This window comes from Gordonia caeni, from assembly GCF_039537105.1.
Lineage (GTDB): Bacteria > Actinomycetota > Actinomycetes > Mycobacteriales > Mycobacteriaceae > Gordonia > Gordonia caeni.
In genome coordinates this window covers 103,432-117,560 of record NZ_BAAAZW010000003.1, presented here as the reverse complement: position 1 = coordinate 117,560, position 14,129 = coordinate 103,432, and the positions used below count along the sequence as shown (strand labels likewise).

The 14,129-nt window shown below is 70.3% G+C and carries 14 protein-coding genes; 9 read left to right on the top strand and 5 right to left on the bottom strand.

What is annotated here, in order from left to right; genetic code table 11:
- Nucleotides 1-54 precede the first annotated feature (54 nt).
- From ilvD to ABD732_RS05630, 5 genes are all read left to right on the top strand, one after another.
- A complete protein-coding gene (ilvD, locus tag ABD732_RS05650; protein ID WP_344781491.1) occupies nucleotides 55-1,764 on the top strand; it encodes a dihydroxy-acid dehydratase in 1,710 nt (569 codons plus the stop codon).
- Between the two features lie 47 nt (nucleotides 1,765-1,811).
- The gene (locus ABD732_RS05645) at nucleotides 1,812-2,249 is read left to right on the top strand and encodes a nitroreductase family deazaflavin-dependent oxidoreductase (RefSeq protein WP_344781489.1); all 438 of its coding nucleotides are present in this window, start codon (nucleotides 1,812-1,814) and stop codon (nucleotides 2,247-2,249) included.
- 93 nt (nucleotides 2,250-2,342) lie between these two features.
- On the top strand, nucleotides 2,343-2,489 hold the full coding sequence (locus ABD732_RS05640; protein WP_344781487.1) for a zinc transporter permease: 147 nt from the start codon (nucleotides 2,343-2,345) through the stop codon (nucleotides 2,487-2,489).
- Nucleotides 2,490-2,604: 115 nt separating this feature from the next.
- Nucleotides 2,605-2,727, top strand: a complete 123-nt coding sequence (gene ykgO / locus ABD732_RS05635; protein ID WP_344781485.1) for a type B 50S ribosomal protein L36 — start codon at nucleotides 2,605-2,607, stop codon at nucleotides 2,725-2,727.
- 92 nt (nucleotides 2,728-2,819) lie between these two features.
- Entirely contained in the window at nucleotides 2,820-4,400 is a 1,581-nt protein-coding gene (locus tag ABD732_RS05630) for an aspartate-alanine antiporter-like transporter (RefSeq protein WP_344781483.1), read from the top strand.
- A 32-nt stretch (nucleotides 4,401-4,432) separates the two neighbouring features.
- Here the strand turns inward: ABD732_RS05630 and ABD732_RS05625 are convergent, their stop codons facing one another.
- Both ABD732_RS05625 and ABD732_RS05620 read right to left on the bottom strand, forming a co-directional pair.
- Nucleotides 4,433-5,458 (bottom strand): CNNM domain-containing protein, encoded by a 1,026-nt coding sequence (locus ABD732_RS05625; RefSeq protein ID WP_344781481.1) that lies wholly within the window; start codon nucleotides 5,456-5,458, stop codon nucleotides 4,433-4,435.
- A complete protein-coding gene (locus ABD732_RS05620) occupies nucleotides 5,455-6,834 on the bottom strand; it encodes a hemolysin family protein (RefSeq protein ID WP_344781479.1) in 1,380 nt (459 codons plus the stop codon). Before ABD732_RS05620 ends, ABD732_RS05625 begins: the two co-directional genes overlap by 4 nt.
- Nucleotides 6,835-7,052: 218 nt before the next feature.
- Here ABD732_RS05620 and ABD732_RS05615 point away from each other — a divergent pair, with 218 nt between their 5' ends.
- The 4 genes from ABD732_RS05615 (at nucleotide 7,053) to ABD732_RS05600 (ending at nucleotide 11,381) form a co-directional block, all read left to right on the top strand.
- On the top strand, nucleotides 7,053-9,320 hold the full coding sequence (locus tag ABD732_RS05615) for a glycoside hydrolase family 3 C-terminal domain-containing protein (protein WP_344781477.1): 2,268 nt from the start codon (nucleotides 7,053-7,055) through the stop codon (nucleotides 9,318-9,320).
- A gap of 37 nt (nucleotides 9,321-9,357) precedes the next feature.
- The gene (locus ABD732_RS05610; protein WP_344781475.1) at nucleotides 9,358-9,810 is read left to right on the top strand and encodes a TenA family protein; all 453 of its coding nucleotides are present in this window, start codon (nucleotides 9,358-9,360) and stop codon (nucleotides 9,808-9,810) included.
- Nucleotides 9,807-10,664, top strand: a complete 858-nt coding sequence (locus ABD732_RS05605; protein ID WP_344781473.1) for an alpha/beta fold hydrolase — start codon at nucleotides 9,807-9,809, stop codon at nucleotides 10,662-10,664. The genes ABD732_RS05610 and ABD732_RS05605 overlap by 4 nt, the downstream gene beginning before the upstream one ends.
- A 63-nt stretch (nucleotides 10,665-10,727) precedes the next feature.
- Entirely contained in the window at nucleotides 10,728-11,381 is a 654-nt protein-coding gene (locus ABD732_RS05600) for an NAD(P)H-binding protein (protein WP_344781471.1), read from the top strand.
- 454 nt (nucleotides 11,382-11,835) lie between these two features.
- Here the strand turns inward: ABD732_RS05600 and ABD732_RS05595 are convergent, their stop codons facing one another.
- From ABD732_RS05595 to ABD732_RS05585, 3 genes are all read right to left on the bottom strand, one after another.
- Nucleotides 11,836-12,186 (bottom strand): SHOCT domain-containing protein, encoded by a 351-nt coding sequence (locus ABD732_RS05595; protein ID WP_344781469.1) that lies wholly within the window; start codon nucleotides 12,184-12,186, stop codon nucleotides 11,836-11,838.
- A 51-nt stretch (nucleotides 12,187-12,237) separates the two neighbouring features.
- The gene (locus ABD732_RS05590; RefSeq protein ID WP_344781467.1) at nucleotides 12,238-12,663 is read right to left on the bottom strand and encodes a DUF6325 family protein; all 426 of its coding nucleotides are present in this window, start codon (nucleotides 12,661-12,663) and stop codon (nucleotides 12,238-12,240) included.
- A gap of 111 nt (nucleotides 12,664-12,774) precedes the next feature.
- The gene (locus ABD732_RS05585; protein ID WP_344781465.1) at nucleotides 12,775-13,989 is read right to left on the bottom strand and encodes an oxygenase MpaB family protein; all 1,215 of its coding nucleotides are present in this window, start codon (nucleotides 13,987-13,989) and stop codon (nucleotides 12,775-12,777) included.
- Nucleotides 13,990-14,129: the final 140 nt, after the last annotated feature.

Sequence of the window (14,129 nt, the reverse complement as noted above, 5' to 3'; positions counted from 1 at the left end):
AGCCGGTCACCGGACCGCCGACGCCGGACAGGAGACCTGGCTATCGTTGAGGCCATGGGCACTCACGATGACACGCACCCCGACATCAAGCCCAGGAGCCGAGACGTCACCGACGGCCTGGAACGTGCCGCCGCGCGCGGCATGCTCCGCGCCGTCGGCATGGGCGACGACGACTGGGTGAAACCGCAGATCGGTGTCGGCTCGTCGTGGAACGAGATCACCCCCTGCAACCTCTCCCTCGACCGCCTCGCCAAAGCCGTCAAGGACGGCGTGCACGAGGCCGGCGGCTTCCCGCTCGAGTTCGGCACCATCTCCGTCTCCGACGGCATCTCGATGGGCCACGAGGGCATGCACTTCTCGCTGGTCTCGCGCGAGGTGATCGCCGACAGCGTGGAGACGGTGATGAGCGCCGAACGCCTGGACGGTTCGGTCCTGCTGGCCGGCTGCGACAAGTCCCTGCCCGGCATGCTCATGGCCGCCGCCCGCCTCGACCTGGCCTCGGTCTTCCTCTACGCCGGATCCACCCTGCCCGGCTACGCCACCCTCTCCGACGGGGCCGAACGCCAGGTGACGATCATCGACGCCTTCGAGGCCGTCGGCGCCTGCGCCCGCGGCCTGATGAGCCGCGCCGACGTGGACACGATCGAACGGTCGATCTGCCCGGGCGAAGGCGCCTGCGGCGGGATGTACACCGCGAACACGATGGCCAGCGCCGCCGAGGCGATGGGCATGTCGCTTCCGGGCAGTGCGGCGCCGCCCGCCCCGGACCGCCGGCGTGATCGCTACGCCCGCGAGTCCGGCGCCGCCGTCGTCGAACTCCTGCGCCGCGGCATCACCGCGCGCGACATCATGACCAAGGAGGCCTTCGAGAACGCGATCGCGGTGGTCATGGCCTTCGGCGGGTCCACCAACGCCGTCCTGCATCTGCTCGCCATCGCCCACGAGGCCGACGTCGAACTCTCCCTGGACGACTTCGCCCGCGTCGGCGCACGCGTCCCCCACCTGGCCGACGTCAAACCGTTCGGCGCGCACGTGATGACCGACGTCGACCGGATCGGCGGCGTCCCCGTCGTCATGAAGGCTCTCCTCGACGCCGGACTACTGCACGGCGACTGCCTGACGGTGACCGGCGCGACGGTGGCCGAGAACCTCGCCGGAATCGCCCCGCCCGACCCCGACGGGCTGGTCTTGCGGGCCCTGAACGACCCCATCCACCCCACCGGCGGCATCACGATCCTGCACGGCACCCTGGCGCCCGAGGGCGCCGTGGTGAAGTCCGCCGGCTTCGACTCCGACGTCTTCGAAGGCGTCGCCCGCGTCTTCGACCGCGAACGCGCCGCCATGGACGCCCTCGAGGACGGCACCATCCGTGCCGGCGACGTAGTGGTGATCCGTTACGAAGGCCCCAAGGGCGGTCCCGGGATGCGCGAGATGCTGGCCATCACCGGCGCGATCAAAGGCGCCGGGCTGGGCAAGGACGTCCTCCTGCTGACCGACGGCCGTTTCTCCGGCGGCACCACCGGCCTGTGCGTGGGCCACGTGGCGCCCGAAGCGGTCGACGGCGGCCCCGTCTCCGTGGTCCGCGACGGCGACCGGATCCGACTCGACGTGGCCGCCGGCACCCTCGACATCCTCGTCGACGCCGACGAGCTCGCCGCACGGGCCGACGGCTTCGAGCCGCTGCCGCCCCGCTACACCCGCGGTGTACTGGCCAAATACTCCAAACTGGTCACCTCGGCCTCCCGCGGAGCGATCTGCGAGTAGCCCCCCCCTGCGGGAATCAGCCCGGGCGCGGATGCGTTGACCAGACCATGAGTGAAACCCCGGAACTGAGCCCCACCGACTGGGTCCGCGATCAGACCCAGCGCATCCTCGCCGACGGCAGCACCGACGGCGTGCAGGTCTACGACCGCCCTATCGTGCTGTTCACCACCACCGGCGCCAAGTCGGGCAAGAAGCGGTACGTGCCGCTGATGCGGGTCGAGGAGGACGGCAAGTACGCGATGGTGGCCTCCAAGGGCGGCGACCCGAAGCACCCGTCCTGGTACTTCAACGTCAAGGCCCACCCGCGAGTCACCGCCCAGGACGGGGACACCGTCACCGAGCTGGTCGCCCGCGAGGTGGACGGCGCCGAACGCGAACACTGGTGGGAACTGGCCGTGGCCGCCTACCCCCCGTACGCCGAATACCAGACCAAGACCTCCCGGCAGATCCCGGTGTTCGTTCTGGAGCCCGCCCCCAGCGAGTAGTCGCACCTGCGGGCGCGCTCACCGCCGGCGGGCGCCGATCCTCACCCATGCACATATTGCAATATATGCATGAGTTGCCTTACGGTGTGATCCATGAGCGATCACAAGATTCACGAGCACCCCGACCACACCCACGGCGACGACTGCGGCCACGAGAAGGTGGAGCACGACGGTCACGTGGACTACGTGCACGACGGCCATCGCCACCACCCGCACGACGATCACTACGACGAGCACTGACCGCTCCCTGGAACCCGAACACCTCGACCGCCCCGGCCCCGCCGGGGCGGTCGAGTCGTCTCTACAGGCGGACCGTGCTGTAGTCTAATGACAATCATTCTCATTAGGAGGAAGCGTGAAGGTTCGCAACTCGCTCAAGTCCATCAAGAATCAGCCGGGAGCCCAGGTGGTCCGGCGACGCGGCCGGGTGTTCGTCATCAACAAGAAGAATCCGCGTTTCAAGGCACGGCAGGGGTGACGACAGAACCCCGGCGCCGGTGCCGCTGACGATTTAGGATCAGCGCATACCAGTCGGGATAGGACATCCCGGGCACCGACCCTGGAGGCGCCGTGCAGTGGTTCGTCGATAGTCCGCTACTCGCTCTGTTCTTCTGCATCGGCGTCGGCTGCATCGTCGGACGCATCCCGTTCGGCCCGGTCAGCTTCGGTCCGGCGGGCGCCCTGTTCGTGGCGCTGGCCCTTTCGGCCATCAATCCCGACGTCGAGTTGCCGCCGATCGTCACCAGCCTGTCGCTGTGCGTCTTCTGTTACGTGGTGGGCATCGCCGCCGGCCCGGCGTTCCTCAGCGCGATCCGGACCCAGTGGAAGCCGGTCGTCGTCTCCGTCCTGGCGATCCTCGCGATGGCGGGCGTCGCCCTCGGGGTCGGACGGGCCTTCGACTTCGACATCGGCACCATCGCCGGCTCGTTCGCCGGTGCCGGCACGGCGACCGCCGCGCTCGGCGCGGTGCAGCAGCAGCTGGCGGTGGACGGGCAGATCCCGACCGAACCGGCCATCGGCTACGCCGTCGCGTACCCGATCACCGTGTTCCTCACCATCCTGGCCTGCACTTATCTGATCGGCTTGGGAAAACGTAAGCCCACCCCGGAGGATCGTGAGCCCACACCCCCGATCGTGGTGCGAACGCTGGAACTGCTCGACGAACCCGGCATGACCGTGCGCGACTTCGACACCCGCTACCCCGCGGTGATCTCGCGTCTCACCCGCGACGGGACCACCGTGGTCGCCCACGACGCCGAGGCGCTCGCGGCCGGCGACCTGATCACCATCACCGCCCGCCAGGACGAGGCCGACCGCATCGTCGCCGAACTCGGGCGGGCGGCCATCACCGAGCCGTGGCTCGATCGCAGCGCCATCGACTTCCGCCGGGTGACGCTGTCGGACCCGAAGTCGGTGGGTCACCAGCTTCACGAACTGCGGATGGAAGAGCGCTTCGACGCGGTGGTGAGCCGCGTGCGCCGCGGCGACGTCGACATCATCGCCACGCCGGACCTGGTGCTGCAGAGCGGCGACCGGCTGCGGGTGACGGCCCCCCGGGACCGCCTCGCCGAGATCTCGGCCGCCCTGGGCGACTCCGAGCGGACCGCCGGCGACATCAACCCCATCGGCCTGGGACTGGGCCTGGCTCTCGGTCTCTGCCTGGCCTTCCTGGAGATCCCGCTTCCCGGCGGCAACGCGCTGACGCTGGGCACCGCCACCGCCCCGCTGATCGTGGGTGTGATCCTCGGTGCGGTCGGGCGCACCGGGCCGGTGGTGTGGACGCTGCCCGGCAACGTCGCCAACACCCTCAACCAGTTCACCCTGCTGGTCTTCCTGTCCGCGGTGGGCCTCGGTGCCGGCGGCGGCCTGGTGACCGCGCTGTCGAACGACGCCGTCGGTCTGGTGACGCTGGGCCTGACCATCTCCCTGGCCCATGCGCTGATCTGCATCATCGGGCTGCGCATGGTGCTGCACTACGGCACCGCACGGGCACTCGGCGGCCTCACCGGTTCGCAGCTGAACCCCGCTCCGTACGCGTTCGCGATGGGCAAGGTCCCCGACCAGCGGCTGGCCCTCGGCTACGCGGTGCTGTTCCCGGTCAGCATGATCGTCAAGGTGCTGCTGGCGCAGACCATGGTCGCGGTGTTCTGACCGGTTCCTCTACGGGCCGGGGACGGGTGTGGCTACAGCCGCAGTTCCGCCCCGTTCGGAAGGATCCGCGCCAGCACGTCGGCGATGGTGATCACCCCGGCGAAATCCCCGTGACGGGTGGCGATCGCGAACGGCTCCCCGTCGGCGCGCATGCGGGTGAGCACCTCGTACACCGGGGTCCCGGCGTCCACGGCGAGAGGCTCGCGTACCAGTTCGGCGACCGCACGCATGTCGGGCTCGAGCAGAACGTCGCGCACGTGCACCACGCCGGGGGTCCGGCCGGCCCGCTCGACCAGGACGCGCAGATGTCCCGAGGTCGCGGCGGCGGCGCGCACATCGCCCACCACCGCACTCTCCGGAACCGCCGTCGGGGCCGACCGATCGGCCGGCAGCAGGTCGGCGACACGAATCCGTTCCAGCTCGAGGACGTGCGCCAGTTGACTCCGGAACCGGTCGTCGAGAGTGCCGACGGCGGCGGAGTGCTCTACCAGCTGAACGATGGTGTCGATGTCCTGCCCGCCGAGCGCTCGGCGGTCGGCGGGGACGTAGCCGCTCGCCGAGACGAGACGATTCGCGATGCGGTTGATCCACGACAGCAGGGGCCGCAGCAGCCAGGCCAGCGCGCGTGCGGGAACGCCGATGATGTTCGCGGCGAGCTCCGGGTGGGCGATGGCCCACGACTTCGGGGCCATCTCCCCGACCACCAGATGCAGAAAGGTGACCACCAGCAGCGCCAGCCCGAAAGCGGCGGCATCGGTGAGCCACGCGGGCAGCCCCCAGCCGGCCAGCAGCGGCCCGAGCCAGGCGTCGACCGCGGGTTTCGTGACGGCGCCGAGGGCGAAGGTGCAGGCGGTGATGCCCAATTGGGCCACGGCCAGCATGATCGTCAGCTCGTTGACCCCGCGCAGCGCCGCGCGCGCCGACCGCCTGGTGCGCGCCTGCTGTTCCAGACGGTGCGGCCGTGCCGCGAGCAGTGAGAACTCGATGATCACGAAGAACGCACTGAGGGCGATCAGCGCGACGGTCACGGTGACCAGGAGCACCGGCGAGTCGCTCATCGTCCCGCCCCCGACGGTCCGGTGTCGTCGAACTCCCGAAGAACCACGCGTACCGCGTGCGGCACGTGTCTGGCGATCGTCAGGGTCTCCACGTCGAGGAACCGGCGCACCGGGCGATCGTTCACCAGATCGGCGGGATCGTCGGGCAGCCGCACCCGGACCGTCTGCCCGACGGCCGGGAAGTCGCCCGCGACGGCGATGGTCAGTCCGGCCAGCGTCTCGTAGTCACCGTCGGGCAGGTCGTGGCCGACGGTGCGCCGGACCTCGTCGAGGTGGACTCCCCCGTCGGCCCGCCAGGCGCGGTCACCGTCGGCCACCATCGCGTCGTCCGTATCGGCGTCGTGCTCGTCGGTGATCTCGCCGATCAGTTCCTCGGCGATGTCCTCGGTGGTCAGGATTCCGGCGAAGCCGCCGTACTCGTCGATGGCACAGACCATCTGCGCGTGGGCGCGCCCCATCTCGGCCAGCGCGTCCGGCAGCGGCATCAGCGCCGGCACCAGCACCGGCGGGCGCATGATGGTCGCGACCGGCGCGTCCTCGGGATCACTGCTGCGCAGCAGATCGACCAGTTCCACCACGCCGACCGGCTCACCCGCGGCGTCGACCACCGGATACCTGCTGTGCGCGTGCGCCATCCGAGCGCGCAGGTCGGCCAGCGTGGCGTCCGGCCGCACGGTGGCGACCTGTGCGCGGGGCATCATCGCGTGCTCCACGTCGTCGTCGGGAAAGTCCAGGACGCGGTCGATCAGCAGGGAGAGGTCGTCGGGCAGATCGCCGCTCTCCCGCGAATCGGCGACAGCACGCTTCAGATCCTCGGGGGAAACACTGGAATCGACGTCGTGCACCGGGGTCACCCGCAGCAGCTTCAGCAGCAGGTTCGCGGAGAAGTCGAAGATCGCTATCAGCCAGCCGAACACCGCCAGGTAGATCAAGGTGGACCGCGACAACCGCAGCGCCAGCGGTTCGGGCGCCGCGATCGCGAGGTTCTTCGGATACAGCTCACCGAAGATCATCTGCACCACTGTCGCCACCACCAGCGCCCCGACGGTGCCCACCGAGACACTGACGGCTGCGGGTACCGACAGCCCGCCCAGCAGAACGCCGAGCGAGGCGCCTACGAGCGGTTCGGCGACATAACCGACGAGCAGGCCGGTCACGGTGATCCCCAGTTGGGCACCGGACAGCATGAACGACGTCCGTCCGGTCACCGCGAGTGCGCGTTCGGCAGCCGGATCCCCGGCGGCCGCGCCCGCCGCGAGCCGGGCTCGGTCCACCGACATGTACGCGAACTCCTGGGCGACGAAGTACCCGCCCACCGCGATGATGCCGACGATGAGCACGATCCCGGCGATCAGTGTCAGAGTCGCGGAGAACACGCGGGCTTCACCGCCTCAACGCCCCGGTATTCGCCGGGACCGCTCGTCGATGCTCGGGCCCCACGATTCGGCTGCGCTCCTGGATCGGCGATCTGGCGATACCCGGCAATACTATCAACCCCGACAGCGCTGTCCGCGATGTCACGAGTCACGGTTCTCCGCCGCACGGCCACCTACCCTCGAGGACACACCCTGCTCCACCGACCGAGGAGACGTCCGTGGCCACCGACCACAGCACCGCACTCACCGTCGAGCAACAGGCCCGACTCACCAGCGGACGGGATTTCTGGACCACCGAAGCCGAAGGCGGCGCCCGCTCGATCATGCTGACCGACGGGCCGCACGGCCTGCGCAAGCAGGACGGTGCGACCGACAATCTGGGGCTGGCCGGATCGATCCCCGCGACGTGCTTCCCGCCTGCCGTCGGACTGGCGCAGACGTGGAACGCCGCGCTCGCCGGCCGCCTCGGCGCCGCCATCGCCGCCGAGGCGCGGGCGGCCCAGGTCGCGGTGGTTCTGGGGCCGGGCATCAATCTCAAGCGCTCGCCGCTCGGCGGCCGCAACTTCGAGTACTTCTCCGAGGATCCGGTGCTCACGGCGCAGCTGGCGGCGGCCTGGGTACGGGGCCTGCAGGACGGCGGGGTGGGCGCCTCGCTCAAGCACTTCGCCGCGAACAATCAGGAGACCGACCGCATGCGGGTCAGCGCCGACATCGATCAGCGCACCCTGCACGAGCTCTACCTGAGGGCTTTTCGCTCCGTGGTTCGCCGGAGCGAACCGTGGACGGTGATGTGCTCGTACAACCGCATCAACGGGGTCCACGCCTTCGCCGATCGGACGCTGCTGACCGGGCTGCTGCGCGAGCGGTGGGGCTTCGGCGGCCTGGTGGTGAGCGACTGGGGCGCGGTGGCCGACCGCGTGGCCGCGGTGGCCGCCGGACTCGATCTGACCATGCCCTTTCCGGGCGACGCCGACGACGCGGCCCTCGCCGCCGCGGTGCGCGAGCACAGGCTCGACCCGGCCGCACTGCGCACCTGTGCCGACCGGGTGCGCGCGCTGGCCGAGCGGGCCGGCGACCCGGACCCGGCGGCCGAGTTCGATGCCGACGAACACCACCGGCTCGCCCGGGAGGCCGCCGGCCAGGCGATCGTCTTGCTGCGCAACCAGGCCGTCGCCCGGCCCGGCGACCCGGCCGCTTCGCCGCTCCTGCCCCTGGACCCCGGCGACGACCTCGTGGTGATCGGCGAGCTGGCCGCGACCCCGCGATACCAGGGCGGCGGGTCGTCGCACGTGAACGCGACGCGCGTCGACGTCCCGCTCGATGAGCTGCGCCGCCGTTCGGACGGCCGGGTCGACTACCACCCCGGCTACACGACCGGCGAGCCCGATCCGGCGCTGGCCGACGCCGCCGTGGCGGCCGCCCGGTCGACGGGCACGGTGGTGCTGTTCCTCGGTCTGGCCGCCCGACAGGAGTCGGAGGGCTTCGATCGCACTTCTCTCGATCTGCCCGCGGACCAGCTGTCGCTGGCGGCCCGGGTGCTCGAGGCCAATCCGCGCACCGCCGTAGTGCTGTGCCACGGCGGCGTGGTGGACCTGAGCGGAATCGACGCCCCGGCACTGCTCGACGCCGCTCTGCTCGGACAGGCCGTCGGCAGCGCGATCACCGACGTGCTCTACGGCGACGTGAACCCGTCGGGCCGGCTCGCCGAGACCGTGCCGGTCCGCCTACAAGACACCCCGGCCTACCTGAACTTCCCCGGCGAGCACGGGCACGTGACCTACGGCGAGGGTCTGTTCATCGGCTACCGGTGGTACGACGCCCGCGAGCTCGACGTGACCTTCCCGTTCGGGCACGGCTTGTCGTACACCGACTTCCAGTACTCCGGCCTCGCGGTGACGGCCGCTGAAGACGGGATCACGGTGCGCGTGACGGTCGCCAACACCGGGCACCGCGACGGCCGCGAGGTGGTGCAGGTGTACGTCGGCACCGACTCGTCCGCCGTCGCACGACCACCTCGCGAACTCAAGGCGTTCGCCAACGTCCAAGTGCCCCAGGGTGAATCGACGGAGGTGACGCTCGACATCGCCGCCGACGACCTCGCCTACTGGGACACCCGCTTCGGCGATTTCGTCGTGGAGCCCGGGACGTACACCGTCGCGGTGGGTGCGTCGAGCCGCGATCTCCGGCTCACCGCGACGGTGGACCTCGACGGTGACCCTCGCCGGCCGGACCTCACCGCAGAGTCGACGATCGCCGAGGTGCTCGCCTCCCCCGAGGGCGCCGAGGCCTTCGCGCCGATCATCGAAGCGATGGCCTCCGGTATGGGTGCCGGTGAGGAGAGCTCGGGCGAAGCCATGGGCGTCGACCTGGCGGCGATGATGGGGTCGATCCCGATCGGTCGGCTCGTCGCCTTCTCCGGCGGCATGCTGCCGCGCGAGGCGCTCCAGCAGTTGCTCGACCAGGCGAACGCAGCCGCCCGCCCCTGACCTCGACAAGCCCTGGGAGAAGGCTAGTGTCGAAGTCATGCGATCGGACCAGGCGCCAGCGCCCCACCCCGGCACCGGCGAGTTCTCCGCCGTCGTGCGCCGCCTCGCCGCCTACGGGGCGGTCACCCGGATCACCGGCTACGACCACGTGGTGACCCTGGACGGGACCGCACTGATCCTCGACGACGGCGACGATCACGCGCGGTTGGCCGGCCCCGGCGATGTCCCCGCGGTCCCCGCGAACTGGACCACCGACGCCGCCGCGAAGCGCACCGCCACCGACTGGATCGAGGAGTATCTCGAGGACACCTACCAGTTCCTGGTGATCCGGCGGGACGCCATCACCGACCTGATCGACGACCCGTTCTCCCCGGAGAATCTGGACCGACTGGCCGACCGCTTCCCGAACGTCGACCTCGCCGAGGTGCAGACCTTCCTGGCCGACGTGCGATCGTGGCTGGCGTCCGGGACGACGGGGAGCCCGGCATGAGCGCCCCGACCGGCGATCCCTTCACCGTCTCGGTGAACGGCCTGGACCTCGCCGGTGATCGCTGGGGTGCCCCCGATCCCGACCGCACGCCCATCCTGATGCTGCACGGCGGCGGGCAGACCCGGCACTCCTGGAACCGCGCCGCAGCCGGGATCGCCGGACTCGGCCACCAGGTCTACACCATGGACCTGCGCGGACACGGCGACAGCTCGTGGTCCGACGACGCCGACTACGGCGTGGACGCCTTCACCGCCGACTTGGTCGGCACCCTCGAAGCCCTGCAGATCGCGCCGGTGGTGGTCGGCGCCTCCCTGGGCGGAATCACCGGACTCAACGCCGTCGGCCGCAACCCGGGGGTCGCCGCGGGACTGGTCCTGGTCGACATCGTCGTCGATGTGGAGCCGCAGGGCATCGAACGGATCAAGGCGTTCATGGCCGCCCACGTCGACGGCTTCGACACCCTCGACGACGTCGCCGACGCGATCTCCGCCTACAACCCCGACCGCAAGCGCACCCGCAACCTCGACGGCCTCACCAAGAATGTGCGCCGCCGCGAAGACGGGCGCTGGTACTGGCATTGGGATCCGCGTTTCCTGGACGGCGGCAACGAGGCGCCGCGGATCAACGACCCGGAGGTCTTGTCCGAGGCCGCCGCCGGCGTCGACGTGCCCACCCTGCTGGTGCGCGGCGGCAACTCCGACGTGGTGAGCGAGGCCGGTGTCGAAAGCATGCTGCGGCTGATCCCGCACGCCGAGGCCGCCGGCGTGAACGGTGCCGGGCACATGGTCGCCGGGGACGACAACCAGGTCTTCGCCGCGGCGATCGTCGATTTCCTCCGCCGCCACGGCCTGTAGGCCAGCGGCACCTGAGCAACTGAACGTCGACCGCACGCGGCGACGATCGGTACGGTCGATGCCATGGCGAACACAGTGATCATCGGAGGGCACGGCAAAGTCGCCCTCCTTCTGGCCCCGATTCTGACTGCCCGCGGCGACTCCGTCACCTCCGTGGTCCGCAACGCCGAGCACGCGGTCGACGTTGCCGCCACCGGTGCCGGCCCGCTGCTCCTCGACGTCGAGAACGCCTCGGCGGCCGAACTGGCGGCGGTGCTGCGCGGCGCCGATGCGGTGGTCTTCACCGCCGGGGCCGGGGGCGGTGACCAGGCGCGCACCTACGCGGTCGACCGCGATGCCGCACTGCGCGCCATGGACGCGGCGCAGGCCGCCGGTGTCCGGCGATTCGTGTTGGTGTCGTACCTGGGCGCGGGCCCCGATCATGGTGTTCCCGAAGACGATTCGTTCTTCCCCTACGCCGAGGCCAAGGCCGCCGCCGACACCGCGCTGCGCGCCACCGATCTGGACTGGACCATCGTCATGCCGGGCAGGCTGACCCTCGACGAGCCCACCGGGCGCATCGATCCGGGCGCGACGCGCGCCGCCGACAATCCCGGCACCTCGCGCGCCAATGTCGCCCAGGTGGTCGCCGCGGTCCTCGCCGACGACAGCACCATCGGCAAGGACGTCCCGTTCACCGACGGCGACGTCCCCATCGCCGAGGCGATCACCCGCTGACCTCCGGCCGGCCATCGCCCGTTGAGCCGGACGAGGGCCTCGACTGCGCTCGACTGGTCATCGCCCGTTGAGCCGAACGAGGGCCTCGACTGCGCTCGACCAACGAGTGGTCTGCTGGTCATCGCCCGTTGAGCCGAACGAGGCGTTAGCCGAGGACGTGTCGGAAACGGCCCGCGTGAGGGTCTCGACTGCGCTCGACCAACGAGTGGTCTGGCTGGCCAACGCCCGTTGAGCCGAACGAGGCGTTAGCCGAGGACGTGTCGAAAACGGCCCGCGTGAGGGTCTCGACTGCGCTCGACCAACGAGTGGTCTGGCTGGTCATCGCCCGTTGAGCCGAACGAGGCGTTAGCCGAGGACGTGTCGAAACGGCCCGCGTGAGGGTCTCGACTGCGCTCGACCAACGAGTGGTCTGCGCTGACCCCCGGCCGGCCAACACCCGTTGAGTCGAACCCGGTCAGCCGAGGAGTTTGGCCTTGGCGGCCGCGAACTCGTCGTCGGTCAGCAGACCCTTGGTGTGCAGGTCCGCCAGCTTCATCAGCTCCGCGGTCAGGTCAGTGCCGCCGGCGACGGGGGCCTGAGCCGCCTGCTGTTGAGCCTGGGCAGCCTGCTGCTGCGCCATCTGCGCCATCTGCGCCTCGTAGGCCTGCTGCGCCTGCTGTTGCTGCCAGGCCTGCTGCGCCTGCGCCTGCTCCTGCTGTTGCTGCCGCCTGTTCATGGAACGGTTGCCCACCGCGTTGGCGGTTCCGGCCACCACGGCGGTGCGGGCCGCGAGTCCGATGAGTCCCGGTCGTCCGGCTCGTCGCATGTCTTCTTCTCCTCGATCGTTACCGTTGGTGCTGCTCGGGCGCGTGCGCGGTCAGTCGTCCATTGCGGCGATCTCGTTCACCACTGACGACGGGATCCGTTCGGACGCAACCACTTCGCTCCCCTCGGCGGCCAGGCGGGCGCCGAGGTCGCGGGCCCACACCAGTTCCAGCGCGACGATGGCGGCCGTGCCGCCGGGTGGCAGCGTCTCGGCCAGGATCGCGATGTCCTCGTCACCGGTCAGGCCGGGGACGGCCAGGTCGAGTGCCGCGCCGCCGAGCGCGTCCAACTCGACTTCGGTCACCTCGACGTCGCCGGAGTCGGACTTGTCCACGACCACGAAATCGAGCACCCGCACGGTGCCCGCCTGCACCTGCGCGGAGAGCGCCTCGATCACCGCCGGGGAGGGGCCGGCCTGAGCCAGCGACACCACCATCAGTTCCACCGGTCCCAACGGGGCGGTTGCGTATTCGGTCAAGGTGGTCCTCCATTGGGTCGGGACGTGATCACACTCCATGATCCCCCGCCCCGGCGGCGTAGACACGTGGATTCACCCACTGCACCACACAATCAGCCGATTCGTCCGCCGTCAGCGCCGCAACTGCCGTCCAGCGTCGAACCGCTCTTCGCGCTGTCCGATGTGCCAAGCGTGCCAGCGCTGCCAGCGCTGCATCGACGATCGCTGCCACCAGCGGTCGACGTGTGGCGAGAACCGGCGGGCGAGTTCGACGGCGGCGATCAGCGGTGCCCGCCCGAACAGGATCACCAGCCCGAGCAGTCCGCTGGGCAGCCGGTACCCGCGTCGATTCCACGGCAGCATGAACAACCGCGTGTACCCGGCCTGCAGGTGCAGGTGGTACCGCGCCCGCATCCGGGCCAGACCGCGGACTCCGGGGCCGGGCTCGAACGACGGGACGAAGCCCTCCACCAGTTCCGGCCCCAGCGCTCCCGAGTCGTTCCGGCGGGTGGCGTCGAAGTAGTAGAGCAGCCGCACCGCGTCGGCGACGGTCTCCGGATACATCTCGTCCACCCGGCAGCCGACCAGATACCCCAGGTAGCGGTTGAAGTGCAGCACGGCGCGCATCTCGGCCGGACTGGTGATGAACCCGAGCGAGTACAGCCCCAGTGCGGGTGCCACGCTGCCGCCAAGGAGCGTCAGCATCATCTCGCTCTGGCTGATCGGCAGACCGTGAACCTCGCTGTCCCACTCCGGATGTGCCGCCACCCGGGCGCGCACCGACACGTGCATCACGCGCACCTTCAGCGACACTTCCCGGGCCCGCGACCCCGGCGTCAGCACCGCCCCCGGGCGGCACACCTCCAGCCACCAGCGGCTGGTCTCCAGGTAGCGGTGCAGCGCGCTCGCCCCGGCGTAGCCGCCGGACAGCGAGAGCGGTACGGCTAGCGACCCCTCGGTGTAGGTGTCCATGGTTCCGGCGTTGCCGACCGCTCCGAGGCTGTACCCCCAGCGCCGCCACACCGCCGCGCCCTGCTCCACCAGTTCCGGGTCCACCCAGTCGGGCACGGTCTCGAACTCGGCGAACAACTCCCGCATCGACTCGGGCGCCTCGGGCACGTTGTCGACGCCGACGCGCAGGGCCTCGTCGAGCAGTTCGCGGGCGCGCTCGGCTCCCATCTCGCCATGATAGGTCTGCGCGACGAACCGTTCGGCGACCGGATCGCCCGCCGTGTGACCGACGCCGAACTGCGCGGCCACCGTCGGCCGCGGCAGGAGGTCGAAGCCGGTGATGCGCTGCACCCGATCGCGCAGACGCTGGTGCGTGGGGCTGACCACGAGTTCCACAGTTCTCCCTTTGCCGCCTATGCCGCCCGGACAGCAGCTAGATACAGATGTCTCAGTATGTCTCATTGCGACGATGTTCTCAGCCGGAACCGTCGGCTGCGGCCATCACGTAGGGTCGAGCGAGGGGATCCACAGGAGCC

What these genes read in the sequence shown, in the direction of transcription:
- ilvD (WP_344781491.1), top strand. Translation starts at nt 55, where the DNA reads ATGGGCACTCACGATGACACGCACCCCGACATCAAGCCCAGGAGCCGA.
- ABD732_RS05645 (WP_344781489.1), top strand. Translation starts at nt 1,812, where the DNA reads ATGAGTGAAACCCCGGAACTGAGCCCCACCGACTGGGTCCGCGATCAG.
- ABD732_RS05640 (WP_344781487.1), top strand. Translation starts at nt 2,343, where the DNA reads ATGAGCGATCACAAGATTCACGAGCACCCCGACCACACCCACGGCGAC.
- ABD732_RS05625 (WP_344781481.1), bottom strand. Translation starts at nt 5,458, where the DNA reads ATGAGCGACTCGCCGGTGCTCCTGGTCACCGTGACCGTCGCGCTGATC.
- ABD732_RS05610 (WP_344781475.1), top strand. Translation starts at nt 9,358, where the DNA reads ATGCGATCGGACCAGGCGCCAGCGCCCCACCCCGGCACCGGCGAGTTC.
- ABD732_RS05605 (WP_344781473.1), top strand. Translation starts at nt 9,807, where the DNA reads ATGAGCGCCCCGACCGGCGATCCCTTCACCGTCTCGGTGAACGGCCTG.
- ABD732_RS05600 (WP_344781471.1), top strand. Translation starts at nt 10,728, where the DNA reads ATGGCGAACACAGTGATCATCGGAGGGCACGGCAAAGTCGCCCTCCTT.
- ABD732_RS05595 (WP_344781469.1), bottom strand. Translation starts at nt 12,186, where the DNA reads ATGCGACGAGCCGGACGACCGGGACTCATCGGACTCGCGGCCCGCACC.